The sequence below is a fragment of the Deinococcus sp. Marseille-Q6407 genome (assembly GCF_946848805.1).
GTDB lineage: Bacteria > Deinococcota > Deinococci > Deinococcales > Deinococcaceae > Deinococcus.
The window spans coordinates 621,352-635,724 of the sequence record NZ_CAMPFU010000002.1; the positions used below are offsets into that span (position 1 = coordinate 621,352).

The 14,373-nt window shown below is 67.2% G+C and carries 16 protein-coding genes; 11 read left to right on the plus strand and 5 right to left on the minus strand.

Annotation, left to right across the window (positions count from 1 at the left end; all coding sequences use genetic code 11):
* Window positions 1-72 precede the first annotated feature (72 nt).
* Window positions 73-1,035, minus strand: coding sequence for a protein-methionine-sulfoxide reductase catalytic subunit MsrP (gene msrP, locus OCI36_RS05040; protein WP_261663984.1), 963 nt, complete (start codon window positions 1,033-1,035; stop codon window positions 73-75).
* Window positions 1,036-1,154: 119 nt separating this feature from the next.
* On the opposite strand from msrP, the gene OCI36_RS05045 reads away from it, so the two are divergent.
* Both OCI36_RS05045 and OCI36_RS05050 read left to right on the plus strand, forming a co-directional pair.
* Window positions 1,155-1,682, plus strand: a complete 528-nt coding sequence (locus OCI36_RS05045; protein WP_261663986.1) for a MarR family winged helix-turn-helix transcriptional regulator — start codon at window positions 1,155-1,157, stop codon at window positions 1,680-1,682.
* Window positions 1,679-2,917: a cytochrome P450 gene (locus OCI36_RS05050; RefSeq protein WP_261663987.1), complete on the plus strand. Its 1,239-nt coding sequence runs from the start codon at window positions 1,679-1,681 to the stop codon at window positions 2,915-2,917. Before OCI36_RS05045 ends, OCI36_RS05050 begins: the two co-directional genes overlap by 4 nt.
* Before the next feature lie 36 nt (window positions 2,918-2,953).
* Here OCI36_RS05050 and OCI36_RS05055 read toward each other — a convergent pair whose 3' ends face one another.
* The gene (locus OCI36_RS05055; RefSeq protein ID WP_261663988.1) at window positions 2,954-3,868 is read right to left on the minus strand and encodes a GNAT family N-acetyltransferase; all 915 of its coding nucleotides are present in this window, start codon (window positions 3,866-3,868) and stop codon (window positions 2,954-2,956) included.
* A 240-nt stretch (window positions 3,869-4,108) separates the two neighbouring features.
* The gene (locus OCI36_RS05060) at window positions 4,109-4,507 is read right to left on the minus strand and encodes a hypothetical protein (protein WP_261663989.1); all 399 of its coding nucleotides are present in this window, start codon (window positions 4,505-4,507) and stop codon (window positions 4,109-4,111) included.
* A 336-nt stretch (window positions 4,508-4,843) separates the two neighbouring features.
* Here OCI36_RS05060 and prfA point away from each other — a divergent pair, with 336 nt between their 5' ends.
* Genes prfA through OCI36_RS05080 form a run of 4 tightly spaced genes read left to right on the plus strand, consistent with a single transcriptional unit; the run spans window position 4,844 to window position 8,016 of the window.
* Window positions 4,844-5,989, plus strand: coding sequence for a peptide chain release factor 1 (gene prfA, locus OCI36_RS05065; RefSeq protein WP_261663990.1), 1,146 nt, complete (start codon window positions 4,844-4,846; stop codon window positions 5,987-5,989).
* A complete protein-coding gene (locus tag OCI36_RS05070; RefSeq protein WP_261663991.1) occupies window positions 5,976-6,464 on the plus strand; it encodes an NUDIX hydrolase in 489 nt (162 codons plus the stop codon). The genes prfA and OCI36_RS05070 overlap by 14 nt, the downstream gene beginning before the upstream one ends.
* Before the next feature lie 34 nt (window positions 6,465-6,498).
* Window positions 6,499-7,452, plus strand: coding sequence for an RluA family pseudouridine synthase (locus OCI36_RS05075; RefSeq protein WP_261663992.1), 954 nt, complete (start codon window positions 6,499-6,501; stop codon window positions 7,450-7,452).
* Window positions 7,453-7,455: 3 nt separating this feature from the next.
* The gene (locus tag OCI36_RS05080) at window positions 7,456-8,016 is read left to right on the plus strand and encodes a DUF99 family protein (protein WP_261663993.1); all 561 of its coding nucleotides are present in this window, start codon (window positions 7,456-7,458) and stop codon (window positions 8,014-8,016) included.
* Between the two features lie 83 nt (window positions 8,017-8,099).
* Here OCI36_RS05080 and OCI36_RS05085 read toward each other — a convergent pair whose 3' ends face one another.
* Both OCI36_RS05085 and infC read right to left on the minus strand, forming a co-directional pair.
* Window positions 8,100-8,681 (minus strand): DUF4142 domain-containing protein, encoded by a 582-nt coding sequence (locus tag OCI36_RS05085; RefSeq protein WP_261663994.1) that lies wholly within the window; start codon window positions 8,679-8,681, stop codon window positions 8,100-8,102.
* Between the two features lie 366 nt (window positions 8,682-9,047).
* Entirely contained in the window at window positions 9,048-9,689 is a 642-nt protein-coding gene (gene infC / locus OCI36_RS05090) for a translation initiation factor IF-3 (RefSeq protein ID WP_261663995.1), read from the minus strand.
* A 254-nt stretch (window positions 9,690-9,943) separates the two neighbouring features.
* On the opposite strand from infC, the gene OCI36_RS05095 reads away from it, so the two are divergent.
* The 5 genes from OCI36_RS05095 to hpt all read left to right on the plus strand — a co-directional run bounded on the left by OCI36_RS05095 (window position 9,944) and on the right by hpt (window position 14,319).
* Entirely contained in the window at window positions 9,944-10,234 is a 291-nt protein-coding gene (locus OCI36_RS05095) for a YbaB/EbfC family nucleoid-associated protein (protein WP_261663996.1), read from the plus strand.
* A gap of 150 nt (window positions 10,235-10,384) precedes the next feature.
* Window positions 10,385-10,981: a recombination mediator RecR gene (gene recR / locus OCI36_RS05100; protein WP_261663997.1), complete on the plus strand. Its 597-nt coding sequence runs from the start codon at window positions 10,385-10,387 to the stop codon at window positions 10,979-10,981.
* A 111-nt stretch (window positions 10,982-11,092) separates the two neighbouring features.
* Window positions 11,093-11,614 (plus strand): hypothetical protein, encoded by a 522-nt coding sequence (locus OCI36_RS05105; protein ID WP_261663998.1) that lies wholly within the window; start codon window positions 11,093-11,095, stop codon window positions 11,612-11,614.
* Between the two features lie 60 nt (window positions 11,615-11,674).
* Window positions 11,675-13,678 carry an ATP-binding protein gene (locus OCI36_RS05110; protein ID WP_409996717.1) on the plus strand — a complete coding sequence of 668 codons (2,004 nt, stop codon included), beginning with the start codon at window positions 11,675-11,677 and terminating at the stop codon, window positions 13,676-13,678.
* Between the two features lie 92 nt (window positions 13,679-13,770).
* Window positions 13,771-14,319: a hypoxanthine phosphoribosyltransferase gene (gene hpt / locus OCI36_RS05115; protein WP_261663999.1), complete on the plus strand. Its 549-nt coding sequence runs from the start codon at window positions 13,771-13,773 to the stop codon at window positions 14,317-14,319.
* Window positions 14,320-14,373 lie beyond the last annotated feature (54 nt).

Sequence of the window (14,373 nt, forward strand, 5' to 3'; positions counted from 1 at the left end):
GCCAGACGGCCGACTTCAACCAGGGCAGCGGCGCCTGACGGGAGCGCGGCCGGCGGGAGGTCACGGCCGACATTAGTAATTCTCCCGCAGGTCCAGCCCGGCATACAGCCCGGCCACCTGCTCGGCGTACCCGTTAAAAGGAAAGGTGGCGCGCCGCTCGCTCAGCAGGCCGCCGCTGCCGTCCAGTCGCCGCTCGGTGGCCTGTGACCAGCGGGGGTGCGGCACCTCCGGGTTGACATTGGCATAAAAGCCGTATTCCTGCGGCGCCGCCACCCGCCAGGTGGTCGCGGGCTGCTCACGGGTCAGGGTGATATGGGTGATGCTCTTGGCCGATTTGAAGCCGTACTTCCAGGGCACCACCAGCCGCAGCGGCGCGCCGTTCTGGGCCGGCAGGTCCTCGCCGTGCAGGCCGGTGGCCAGCAGGGTCAGGGGATGCAGCGCCTCATCCAGCCGCAGGCCCTCCACATAGGGCCAGTCCAGCGTGGCCGAGCGCTGCCCCGGCAGGGCCTGGGGCGCAAACACCGACGTGAACTGCACATAGCGCGCCTGAGACGTATACCCCACCCGCCGGAGAATGTCACCCAGCGGCAGCCCCCGCCAGGGCATCACCATGCTCCAGGCTTCCACGCAGCGCAGGCGGTAGATGCGCTCCTGCTGGTCAGCCCAACCGAGCAGCCGCGAGAGGTCATAGGTGCCGGGGCGCTCCACCTCACCGCTGAAGGTGACGGTCCAGGGCTGTTGCCCGGCAATGTAACGGCGCAGCAGCTCGGCGTTGCGGGCGGGGTCGCTCTTGTCCCAGCCCAGCTCGTAGAAATTGTTGTAACTCGTCGCCAGTGCAAACGGGGTCACCAGGTCGCCGCGTTCGTCGGTCTGGCGGGCTGCTGCCGAGGTGCCGGATGCAGCCGCCGAGGCCGCTTCTTCCTCCCCCGGCGGCGCCGCGCGGCGGGTAAGCAGGGTCAGGCCGCCCCCAAACGCCGCCGCCGTGCCGATCAGTTGGGCACCGTATTTCAGAAACTCGCGCCGGGTGGGGGACATGCCCAGCAGTATTCCGTACCGCTGCCGCCTGGCACCGCATGACATGCCACGGTTGCCCTGGGGAAATGGTTGACCGCTTTGTCATCCAGCCGTCATCAAGTGGTTGCATACTGCAATCAATGACGGACACCGCCTCTCCCCCCATGCAGTTTCTGATGAGCCTGTGGGACGCCTGGCAGGGCCTGACCCGCGCCGGCGAGGGGCAACTGCGCGGGCACCACGGCCTGTCGCTGCGTGAATTTATCGTGCTGAGCTACATCGGCGGCGGGACGCAGCAGCCCAGTGCGCTGGCGCAGGCGCTGAACGTGCCGCGCTACGACATCAGCCGCACGCTGACACGGCTGGAAGCGGCCGGGCTGCTGCTCCGTCAGACCGACGCCCAGGACGCCCGACGCAGCGAACTGCACCTCAGCGCGGCCGGGCGGCAGCTGCAGGCCCAGGCTGAAAGCACCGTGCTGGAATTCATCAGCAGGCCGCTGGCCGGGCTGGCGGCGCAGCCGGACCTGCCCGACACGCTCACCCTCAGCCGGGCGCTGCGGGCACTGCATCCTGCCGGTCCCCTTTCCCCTTCTGACACCTCACCCCACCACACAGAACCCACACAAGGCCACCACCAAGAACCCCACCACAAGGAGCTTTCCCGATGACCACGCCTGCTTCCTCCGGCTGCCCTTTTCATGGCCCTTCCAGCGGCTCTGCCCAGACCGCCTCACTGACCCGCCGCCCCAGCTTGCCGCCCCAGCCCCCACAGACGGTGCAGCGCGGCGACGACGGCGTATATTACGTGGGTTCCTTTGACCTCTCGCGCCAGATTCTGCGTTCGGAAGACGTGACGCAGGCCGGCTTCATGGCCGAAAGCGCCACCGAAACCGGGATGCTGGGGCGCCCGCCGGTGTTGTACGCCGAGGGCGAACACCACCACGAGATGCGCCGGGCCACCGCCCGCTACTTCACCCCCAAGCACGTGGCCGAGTACCAGCCGTTTATCGCCGCGCTGGCCGACGACCTGATTGCGGAGCTGTGGCAAGGCGGCGAGCAGAACCTGGATGACCTGTCGCTGAAGCTGGCCGTGCGGGTGGCGGCGCAGGTCATCGGCCTGACCGATTCGGCGGTGCCGGGCATGGAGCGCCGCATCACCCACTTTGTGGAATCCGGCGGCGACGGTAACCCGGTCAGCACCAATCAGCTCAGCCCGGCGCGCGGCCTGCTGATGCAGGGGCACACCCTGAACTTTTTCCTGCTGGACGTGAAACCCGCCATCGCCCGGCGGCGCCGTGACCCGCAGGACGACCTGATCTCCTATCTATTGGAGCGCGGCTACAGCGACCTGGAAATCCTGACCGAGTGCCTCACCTACGGCACCGCCGGCATGGTCACCACCCGCGAGTTCATCTCGGCGGCGGCCTGGCACCTGCTGCACGACGCAGAGCTGCGCGGCCGTTACCTGCACGCCCCCGAGCAGGAGCGCTTCGCGGTGCTGCACGAGATTCTGCGGCTGGAGCCGGTGGTCACGCAGCTGTTCCGCCGGGTGCAGCGCGAGCTGGAAGTGGGCGGCGTGACCATTCCCGCCGGCTCGGTGGTGGCGCTGAACGTGCAGCAGGCCAACGTGGACCAGGCCGTGGTGGGCGAGGACGCCGAGGCGCTGTGCCCCCACCGCCCGCTGCCACGCGGCGTGCAGGACCCGGTGCTGTCGTTCGGTGACGGCCACCACCGCTGCCCCGGCGCCTTTTTAGCCATCCGCGAGAGCGACGTGTTCCTGCGCCGGCTGCTGATCTGGCGCGACCTGGAACTGCGCCGCGACCCGTCGGTGGGCTACAACGAGGTCATCAAGGGCTACGAACTGCGCGGGCTGCGGGTGCGCTTTGCAGGTTCGGCGGCCTGACTGCCCCCGCGCCGGGCGCTTCCGTTCCAGCTTAGGCTACAGCCGCACCTCCCATTCGGTCGTGACGGCGTAGGGTCGGAACCCCAGCGCCCGGTTCAGCGCGTTCATGGCGTCATTTTCCTCGGCCACGTTGGTTTTGATGAAGCGGGCGCCCGGCGCTGCTTCTCGCAGCCAGCGCAGCATATCGGCCTTGACCCATTTGCCCAGGGCCAGCCCCCGGCACTCACGCCGCACGGCGGTCGCGCCCTGGTATGCCAGTTCCGGGCGCTGCGGCCCCCAGTAGGTTTCGGAATAGGCGACCAGGCGGCCCGTGCGGGTGTCTTCCAGCGCGGTCATAAAGCGGGTTTCGCCGTCGGCCGCCACCTCCGCCTCACGGTCGCGGATGTTCTGCGGCGTGTAGACCAGCTCACCCAGCTCGGAATCTCCGGTGGGCATGTCGTTGATGACCGCCTGCAGGTCGGCCACCCGCGCCAGATACTCGTCCGGCACCCGGGTCCAGCGGTGCAACGCATAGGGGTCAGCTGCCGGCAGGAACGCCAGCCCCTCCGGGTAACGGTCTACCCCCCAGGTCGCGACAATCTTTATGCCCTGCGCCCGGGCAGGATCAGCGACAGCCGTCCAGAGTGTGCGGCGCAGCGCATCGCCAGCCATGGCCTCATAATCCGGGTGAACCAGCAGGTTCAGGCTGGCCGAGTGGGTGTTGTGCTGATGGCTGCCTTCCAGCTGGGCCCAGGCCAGTGCGGCGGCCCCGTCCCAGACGGCCCAGACGCGGCGCCACGATCCAGCACTTTTGGTGAACAGTGTCCTGGCTTCCAGCTCGGGCACCAGCGGCGGTTCTTCGGGCCAGCTGCGAGCGTAGCGGTCGCTCAGCAGCTGACCCAGAGCCAAACGCTGGGCCTCGGTGGTGGTCTCAGGAGTCAGGGTGGCAGCTTTAAAAAGGGAAAAGGACAAAATGTGCCTCCAAACGGCATGAAAAAAGGGCGACTCGGGAAGCCGCCCTCAGGCCAGATAGAGGCAGGAAGCTAGCGAAGAGCTTCGGGGGCGGCGCAGCAGGGAACAGTGTTGGGTTGTCTCATACGCCACCTCCAGATTCAGGGCCAGTCTTGGACCCGGCGAGTACTCAGCCGGGATAGGCCCGAATAGGTACAGTATACACATTCAGGCCCGGGTCCAGGCCGGCCGGCAAAGGCCTCAGCCCTGCAGGCTGTTCACGTAGTAGTTGCCGATAAAAAAAGCCATCGCCGTAAAGGCCAAGGAGGCCAAGGTCAAGCCGGCCGCTCCTCTGGGGCGGGCGCCGTCCGAGCGCCAGGGCAGCCAGTAAAACAGCACCAGCAGACCCACAGCGCCGATGCCACCCAGGTAGTGCACGTACTTTTGCATCACGCCCATGCCCTGGTCCAGCAGCTTGATGCCAATCAGCGTCTGGATCAGCAGCGCCACCTGCAGGGCAATCATGGAAATGGACGCGGCCTGGGTGAACTTGCCCCGGCGGGCACCCATCACGGTCAGTACCGCAGCGACCAATGCCACCAGTAGGGTGGTGCCGCCCACCGCCTGATGCAGCGCCGGCTGAATAATGAATTCGTCCATATCATCTTCTCCTGTCCGGAGTGGGGCGGCCGGCTGGCCCGACTCCTCTCTCTCTTCCGACCTACCTACCGTACGGTAAGAAGACCAGAAAAGCAAACCTGCACTCAGGCAGTGCCTGCCTCCGCGCAGGCAAGAGCCAGCGGCCCAGCAATGACGCTGCCGCCAGAAAACTCCCCTGCCAGACACGGCGCAGTGCACGCCCACCTCCGCAACCTGCCCCGGCTCCCCGTTCCTCATGGGCTCAGCCGGTAGACTGTCTCTCATGCAAGCTGTGTACTTCTCTCAACAATTCTCCGGTGCCGGCCCGGAACGTGAGCCGGACGACTGGGGGCCAGAATGCTAAGCCCACGCCTGGCTGAACTGGTCAGCGAATTCGGCATGGTGGAGCGCGCCCTGGGCGACCCGGCCGTGCTGGCGGAGGGCGGCGGCCGCGAATACGCCCGGCTGACCCGCCGGCACCGCGAACTCTCGCCGCTGGTCACCCTCTACCGTGAATATGAAACCTTGAACGCCGAGCGCGAAGGCAGCCGCGAGTTGCTGGCCGACCCGGGCAGCGACGCCGAACTGCGCGAGATGGCGCAGGCCGAGCTGGACCGCATCGCGGCCCGCCTTGAAGCGCTGGAAGCCGAACTGGAAATCCTGCTGCTGCCCACCGATCCCAACGACCCGCGCGACGTGGTGCTGGAACTGCGCGCCGGGGCGGGCGGCGCCGAGGCTGGGCTGTTCGCTGCCGACCTGCTGCGGATGTACTCGCGCTACGCCGAGGCGGCCAGGCTGAAGCTGGAAGTGCTGGACGCCGGCGAAAGCGACCTGGGCGGTTACAGCAAGGTGATGGCCGAGGTGACCGGCGAGTACGCCTACCGCGCCTTCAAATGGGAAAGTGGCGTTCACCGGGTGCAGCGTGTGCCGGCCACCGAGTCGCAGGGCCGCATCCACACCAGCACGGTGACGGTGGCGGTGTTGCCTCAGGTGGAGCAGAGCGAAGCGCAGCTGGACCTCAGCGAAGTCCGGATTGACGTGTTCCGCTCGCAGGGAGCCGGCGGCCAGAGCGTGAACACCACCGACAGCGCGGTGCGGGCCACCTACCGCGCCGGCACCCCCGACGAGATCATGGTGGTATGCCAGGACGGCCGCAGCCAGATCAAGAACCGCGAAAAAGCGCTGATGGTGCTGGCTTCCCGCCTGGCCGAGCGTGAGCGTGAGCGGCAGCAGGCCAGCGAGCGCGAGGCCCGCAGCAGTCAGATCGGCAGCGGGGACCGCAGCGAGAAAGTGCGCACCTACAACTACCCCCAGAACCGGGTGACCGATCACCGGCTGGAGGGAGACATCAAAAACTTCCCGCTGGACAGCGTGATCGGGGGCCGGCTGGAAGAACTGGTGGGCGCCCTGGCCCGCAGCGAGCGGGAGCGGCAGCTGCTGGAAATGGCCGATGCAAGCGCCACAGCCGCAGCAGACGGGAGCACCCAGCGTGCCTCGGCGTGACCTGCTGGTGGCCGCCGGTATCCTGCGCGACCGCTTTGGCCGGGTGCTGCTGGTCGGCAACGACTGGCAGGGCCAGGGCCGGGTGCGCTACACCCTGCCCGGCGGCGTGGTGGAACCGGGCGAGACGCTGCTGGAAGCCCTCTACCGCGAAATCTGGGAAGAAACGGGCCTCAAGCTGACCGGCATTCAGCACATGGTGTACACCGTGCACATCGAGGATGAGCGCCGGGGTGAGCGGGCCATCGCAGTGGCGTTCGAGGCCACCTGGGAAGGCCTGCTGAACCCCAGCGACCCGGACGGCTTTATCACCGAAGCCCGTTTCTGCACCCCGGAAGACGCCGGCGAGCGCCTGGATTCACCGCCCATGCGCGAGCCGCTGCTGGACTATCTGCGCACCGGCGAACCGGGCCGCTTCTATGCTTTCAAAGGCTGGGACGGCCGCGGCGGCCTGCGGATTCCGGCGCTTAAAGGCTGAGCCGTTGTCCGCCCCCGAGAAGAGAGAAACACCAGTGAATGAACCCCCCACCCAGCAATACGCGGCCTCTCCCGGCCGGCTGGACGCTGTCGCCGCCGAACTGACCGGCCAGAGCCGCTCGCAGCTGACCGGCTGGATTGCGGCGGGCCGGGTGCTGGTGGACGGCCGCCCGGTCACCAAGGCCAGTTTCAAGCTGCGCGGCGGTGAGGCGCTGAGCGTGTCTCCCCCGCCGCCGGCCGACCTGAGCGTGGCACCGGAAGATATTCCGCTGGAGATTCTGTTCGAGGACGAGCACCTGATTGCCGTCAACAAGCCGCCGGGGATGGTCACCCACCCGGCGCCGGGCGTGACCAGCGGCACCCTGGTCAACGCGCTGCTGGGCCGAATGAAGCTGCCGGAGCAGCAAGACTTTGACAGTCCCGCCGGCTACCGCCCCGGCATTGTCCACCGGCTGGACAAGGACACCAGCGGGGTGATCGTGGTCGCCAAGACAGTGCAGGCCCACGCCGCGCTGGCCGCCAGTTTCAAGGCGCGGGAAACCCGCAAAATCTATCTGGCGATTGCAGCCGGCGAGTGGAAAGCGGAAGGGCCGGTGAATGTGGACGCGCCGGTGGGCCGCCACCCAGTGCAGCGCCAGAAGATGACGGTGGGCGGCGCTCACCCGCGTGAGGCGCAGACCCGCTTTGTCCCGCTGAGCCGGCATCCGGACGGGCACGGGCGCACGCTGACGCTGGTCCGCTGTGAGCCGCGCACCGGCCGCACCCACCAGATCCGGGTGCATCTGGCGCACCTGGGCAGTCCCATCGTGGGCGACGCAGTCTACGGGCGGGCCAGCGAAACTATACCGCGTCAGGCCCTGCACGCCTGGCAGCTGACGGTGCCGCACCCGGTAACCAGAGAGCCGCTGCAGCTGGTGGCCCCCCCGCCCGACGACCTGCTGGAAGCCTGGGTGGCCCTGGGCGGCACGCTGCCGGCCGAACTGCGGTAGACCATGCGTTTGCACCACGCCATCGGCTTTGATGACGCGCCGTTTGCCCGCGAGCGGCGCGGCAACGTGGCGGTGTTCGGAGCCGTGTACACCGGCCCTGTTCTGCACGGTGTGGTCAGCGGGCAGGTGCGGCGCGACGGCGCCAACAGTACCCGCGAGCTGGCCCGGCTGGTGCAGGGCTACGGCGGCGACCACCTGGGCCTGATTCTGCTGCAGGGCATCGCACTGGCCGGGTTCAATGTGGTGGATATTCACACGTTGCATGCCCAGACTGGCCTGCCGGTGCTGGTGGTGGCCCGCCGGCAGCCTGACCTGGCCCGCATTCGCCGCGCCCTGCTTGAGCAGGTGCTGGGCGGCCAGCGCAAGTGGCGGCTGGTCCAGCAAGCCGGCGAGATGGAGCCCTGCGGCGAGGTCTGGGTGCAGCGGGCTGGCCTGAGCCTGGCCGAGGCCAGGGCAGCGCTGGCGGCGCTTACCGTCACCGGCCACGTCCCGGAGCCGCTGCGGGCCGCCCATCTGATTGCGGGCGGCACAGCGCTGGGCCGCAGCAGTCGGCAGCGGGTCTAAAGGCTTTTACCAACAAAAAGAAGTCCCGCCAGTGTCACAGAGGATAACCAGCGGGGCCATTCTAAAAGCCGCGATTTTACCGGTTACTGAACCTTGGCGCTCAGGCCGCGGGCCATTTCCAGGTGGTGAGTCAGGTAAGGCAGGGTTTCGTCGGCGTGGGTGCGCAGGGTGCCGTTGGTGCCAGTCTGTCCCAAGTAGCCCTTGAACAGCTCAATGGCATCGTTGTGAGCATTGATCTGCGCGGCGACATACACTCGGTCGAACGCAGCGCCCTGCTTGACCTGTAGCGCTTGCAGGTCGGCCAGCTTGGCGGCGTCCAGGGTGGTAGGCAGAGCAATGTTCAGCTTGCCAGCGCGGTCTTTGAGCTTGTTGCTGGCATCAGTGTGATCCTTGATGATCTGGTCGGCAAACGCCTTGACATCAGCGTTGGTGCTGCGCTGCAGGGCCAGCTTGGAGGACTGGATTTCAAACATGTCGCTCATGGCGGCCTGCTGTGCGAAACAGCGGTCCGTCTGGTTGACAGCCGGGTTCACTTCAATCGAAGCGGCCTGCAGGCCACAGGCCTGAGCCGGCGTGGGCTGTGGCTGAGCAGAAATCTGAGTAGCCGGAGCACAGGACATCAGCAGGGCAGGTACAGCTATCAGCAGAGCAAAAGAACGGGACATAGACTTCCTGGGTCGGGAAAGCGGCAGCAGGGCTACCAGGCTTGGAAACACAGCGACATCAAGCAGTCGCAGAGCAGCCACTCGGCGGAGCGTCCTTCTCGCTATTTGCCGGCTGCTCCTGTGCTCTGTTATACGAGCAACCCACCGGCACCAAATAGAGGAAAGCGCCACTTTATGCCCGGAATGAAGGTTTGATGGGCCCTGAATGTGAGGCGGCCAGGAGGAGTTATCCAGCGCCTACAGCAACAAAAAACCCGCCCAAAAGGGGCAGGCTTCTGTCTCATTTTTCCTGGGCCGGCCGCGGTAGCCGGAGCCAGAAAGAACCGAGTAGAGGGCTGGGCTCAGGCGCCGGCTTCGGTAGCTGCTTCAGCGTCGGAAGCGGGTGCGCCCTGGGGCCTGGGGCTCACTGGCTTCAGCGGCCGCAGCAGCAGCGTCCTCGGCGTCGTTCTGTGCCTCGATATCCTCAATCTTGGCATTTTTCTTGACAGCGCCGGGCTTGGGGGCCATGACCATGTTCATGTCCATACCCATCATGCTGGGCTTGCTCTCGGGGGTGCCCACGTCTTCCAGCACCTCGGCCACCCGCACCAGAATGCGCTCGCCTAGCTCGGGGTGGGTACGCTCACGGCCACGGAACATGATGGTCACCTTGACCTTGTGCCCGGCTTCCAGGAAGCGGCGCACGTGGTTGGTCTTGGTGTTGAAGTCGTTGCCGTCAATCTTGACGCGGTACTTGATCGACTTGACTTCCTGAGAGCGGGCCCGCTTGCGGTTTTCCTTCTCGTTCTGCTGCTGTTCGTAGCGGAAGCGGCCATAATCAAGCAGTTTGCAGACCGGCGGCACAGCCTGAGGGCTGACCATCACCAGGTCCAGGTTCTTTTCACGCGCCATACGCAGGGCGTCCCTGGTGTCGATGATTCCGACCTGTTCTCCGTTCGCCCCGATCAGGCGAATCTGACGGACCCTGATCTGCTCGTTGACCTTATGATCTTTCGCTATAGCTATCACCTCCGCACGCCGCTCCTGCACGAGTGCTCAGGGCACATGTGCACTGGAGCAGCGGCTGTCTGGGCCGCAGCGCGGCCGCACTGAATTGGGTGTGGCTTTTCGCCACGTGACCCGCGCTGCCGTTCAGCCGGGCCGACTGGAATGCAGTTTAGCATGCCGGCCCCGGCGTTCACCGTGCCTGGCGCCCCAGACTCCTCCCCTCCCAGGCTTTGTAGCCCCGGCTCCGGCCAGCCCGATGTTCTAAACTGCGGGACATGGACATGAAACGCCTGATGAAGCAGATGCAGCAAGCCCAGAGTGCGGCCAACCGAATCCAGGAAGACCTGGCGGCCAAGACGGTGGAAGGCACTGCCAGCGGCCTGGTCAGCGTGACCATGAACGGTCACGGCAAGGTGCAGAGCCTCAAGATCAAGCCCGAAGCGGTGGACGGCGACGACGTGGAAGCGCTGGAAGACCTGATTCTGGCGGCCATTCAGGACGCTGCCGGTCAGGTGGATGAACTGCAGCAGGACGCCACCCGTGGCCTGCAGATTCCCGGCTTCTGAGCTGTACCCGGGCCGCGCCTGACCGGCAGCCCACCAGCGCCCCCGCTCCGGCGGGGTGTTTTTTTGCCGCCTCTGGCCCCGCAGCCTTGGCCGCTCCAGCCACCTCCCCCGGCTGCAATTGCCGCTGGAGTGACCCGGTAAGCTGTCAGGGTGAAATATCCTCCCAGTCTGGTCGCCCTGATCCGTGAACTGTCGCGCCTGCCCGGCATCGGGCCCAAGAGCGCTCAGCGGCTGGCCTTTCATCTTTTCGAGCAGCCCCGCGAGGACATTGAGCGGCTTTCGCAGGCACTGCTGGCCGCCAAGTCCGACCTGCACACCTGCCCGGTGTGTTTTAACATCACCGACGCCGAGCTATGCGATGTATGCAACGATCCCAGCCGTGATCAGGACCTGATCTGTGTGGTGGAAGAGCCCGGCGACGTGATCGCCCTGGAACGCAGCGGCGAGTACCAGGGGCTGTATCACGTGCTGCACGGGGTGCTGAGCCCCATGAACGGTGTAGGCCCCGAACAGCTGCACATCCGCGAGCTGCTGCCACGGGCCCGCAGCGGCATGGAAGTGATTCTGGCGACCGGCACCACTGTGGAAGGCGACGCCACCGCCCTGTACCTCCAGCGCCTGCTGGAACCGCTGGGCGCCGAGGTGAGCCGGATCGCCTACGGCCTGCAGGTCGGCGCGGCCCTGGAATACGCCGATGAAGTGACCCTGGGCCGCGCCCTGCTGGGCCGGCAGAAGATCGGGGGCTGACCCCCCCGGCCCGGCACGGTGCGCTGTGGTCCGGCCCTAAGCCAGGCTGGGTTGAGCTGGCAGGCACATGAGCTGGCATAGCCCTGACAAGTGGCCGCTAGCGTCGGTGACATGTTGAGTCCTCAGGATCTGCTGGTAGCCCTCAAACTGCTGCAGGCGGAGGCACCGACCCATTCTTACGCCCTGCTGGGCAGATCACTGGGGCTCAGTCAAACTCAGGTGCATGAAGCCTGCGAGCGCCTCACCGTGTCACGGCTGCTGCGGCCCGGCACCTTTACACCTATCCGGGCCTCACTGGTCAGCGTGCTGGTCAAGGGCGTGCCGTATTTTCTGCCGGCCCCGCAGGAGGGTGAAGAGCTGGTGCGCAGGGTCAGCACCGGCTGCGCGGTGGCACCACTGCCAGGGACGGCGGCGCAGCCGGTGGTCTGGCCGCACGAGCAGGGCGCGAATGAGGGCTACGCGCTGCAACCGCTGTGCCCCGAAGCGGTGGGCGCGGCGCAGCGTGACCCGGGGCTCTACCAGCTGCTGGCCCTGACCGATCTGGTGCGCAGCCACCGCTCGGGCCTGCGCGAACGCAGCCTGGCAGCTCAGCGCCTGGAGCACTTGATTCTGGAGCCGGTCGCGGCTGTCTGAGCGGCCAAGTGGCTCTGCCGTTCAGACGGCTCCGCACTCTGAGCGGCTACACTGGGCCGAGTGACGGACGCCGCTTCTTCCCCCCCTGCTTCTTCTCCGCCTGCCTCATCTCCTTCGCCGCTGGGCGCCGTGCCCCCGCAGGGGCCCGACTGCATTCACCTGGCCGCCTCGGTGCTGCCCGGTGAATTGGCACGCTACGCCGTAGGGCTGGCAAACGCGCGGGGCGGCACCATTCTGGTGGGCGCGGAAGACAGCGGCGAGGGCGTGCAGGACCTGCACCCGCTGATGCTGACCCACGCCATTTTCGAGCTGTCGGGCGGGCGGCTGAGCGTGAACGTGCAGAGCCATCGCCAGCCGGGCGGCCGCGAGGTACTCTCCGTCTTCGTGCCGCGCGCGCCCTATGTGCTGTCGGACCCGGAGGGCGCGGTGGTGGCCTGGGACGGCCAGCATCTGGTGCCGGTCTCGCAGACCGAGGCCGAGCCGGCAGCCGACGTAGACTACACCGCCAGCGTGCCCCCCGACGCCTCGCTGGCCGACCTGGACCCGGCCGAGGTGGGCCGGCTACGCCTGTTCGCTGGGCGCAGCGGGGGCCAGCGCTCGGCGCCCATTGCAGGCCTGCCAGACATCGATTTTCTGCGTGAGCTGGGACTGCTGGTGCCCAGTGGCGGCGCGCTGCGGCCCAACCTGGCCGCCATCCTGCTGGCCGGCACCCCCGCCGCCATCCGGGCGCACGTGCCGCAGGCGGAGGTCTGCTTTTATCACCACCAGACGCTGGACGTGGAATTCCACTTCCGCGAGGACCTGCTGCGGCCCATTCCCGCCACACTGGGCCGGCTGGCCGAGCTGATTCAGGCCCGCAACCGCTTCACACCGGTGCAGGTAGGCCTGTTCCGGATCGAGGTCTGGGAACAGGACGAAGCCGTGTACCGCGAGGCGCTGCTCAACGCACTGACCCACCGCGATTACCAGTCACGTGACGCGGTGCATGTGCACCTGTACCCCAACCGGCTGGATATTCTCAACCCCGGCGGGCTGCCGGGCGGCATCACTCCCGGCAACATCCTGCGGCACCAGCCCAAACGGCGCAACCCGCTGCTGGCCGATGTGCTGGCCCGGCTGGGCCTGATCGAGCAGGCCGGGGTGGGCGTGGACAAGATGTTCGGGCTGATGCTGCGCCATGGCAAGGAACCGCCCGAGTTCACCACCTACCCCGACGCCGTGGAACTGAGCCTGCACTCGATGGGTTTCGACGCCGAGTTCGTGCGCTTCGTGGCCCGCAAGCAAGAAGAACTGCAGACACTCTCGCTGGACATGCTGATCGTGCTGAGCGTGCTGGCCCGCGAGGGCGAGGCCACCCGCGCTGCGCTGGCCCGCGCCCTGCAACTGGCCGAGGACCGCACGCCCCGGCTGCTGCGCCAGATGGAAGACACCCGGCTGATCGAGCGGGCCGGCGTGGGCCGGGGCATCGCCTACCTGCTGGGCCCTGAAGCCCGCGAGGCGCTGCAACAGGCCAGCCTGCGGCAAGCTGGCTCTACTCCGGACAGCGCAGTTCCGGCTCCCACGCCCAGCCAGACCCCGGCCGCCCGGGCACCTGTACCCACAGCACCCCTGCTGCGCCCGGCCCCGCCCGCGCCCAACCTACCTGCCCCCAACTTGTGGGCCGGCGGCTGGGGCAAGGCCATTCCAGCCGCCGCACTGCAACGCCAGGGACAGGAGCAAAGGCAGGAACAGAGCCAGCCTGCACAAGCAGTGGCTCCCGCCAAAACACCAGCGGGAGAACCGGAGCCTACGCCCATGCCTCCAGCTCAGGCGGCCGTCCCGTCTGCCCTGACGGCAGCGCCTCTGGAGCACCCCCACGGCCCCAGCCGCGCCGAAATCCGGGCCATTGCGCTGGCGCTGGCCCGCGAGCGCGGCCGCGTCTGCAACGCCGACCTGCGCCAGGCCTGCGGCCTGACCAGCGCCCAGGCCTGGCGGGTGCTGCGCGGCCTGACCGATAGCGGGCACCTGGAACGCACCGGCCAGGGCCGCCGCGCCGCCTACCAGCTGCCGGGCGGCGGCAGCTAAGCCAAGCCGCTGGGTCAAGTCAGGGCTCCTCTGTCCGCCCTTGTGCCGGGGTCAGCAGGCCAGAGGCGGGGGCGGGATGTTAAGCTATCGCCATGAGTCATCAGCCGGGGCAAGGTCCCGTTCAAATCTCCGCCGAGGAAATTCAGGCCCGCATTCAGGAACTGGCCCGCAAGATCGAAGCCGATCACGCGGGCCGCGTTCCCCACTTGATCTGCGTGCTCAACGGCGCGTTTCCCTTCTTCGCCGACCTGGTGCGCGCCATTCAGATGCCGGTCACGGTGGATTTCCTGCAGGCCAGCTCGTACGGCAACGCCCAGCAGTCCACCGGCGAGGTCAAGCTGGTCAAGGACCTGCAGTTTCCGATCAAGGACCGCGACGTGATTGTGGTGGAAGACATCGTGGACACCGGGCTGACCCTCAAGTACCTGATGGGGTACCTCGAAGGCCGGCACCCCACCTCGCTGAAGATCGCCTCGCTGCTGTCCAAGCCCTCGCGCCGCAAAGCCGAAATCACCATCGACTATCTGGGCTTTACCATTCCCAACGCCTACGTGTACGGCTTCGGGCTGGACCGCGCGCAGCTGGACCGCAACCTGCCCTTCGTGACCTCCGAAGAGCCCAGCGGCGACTCGGAAGACTGAGTCTTCCCACTAACGCAAGTAGCCGGCCCGGCCCGCAGATGACGGTGCTGGGCC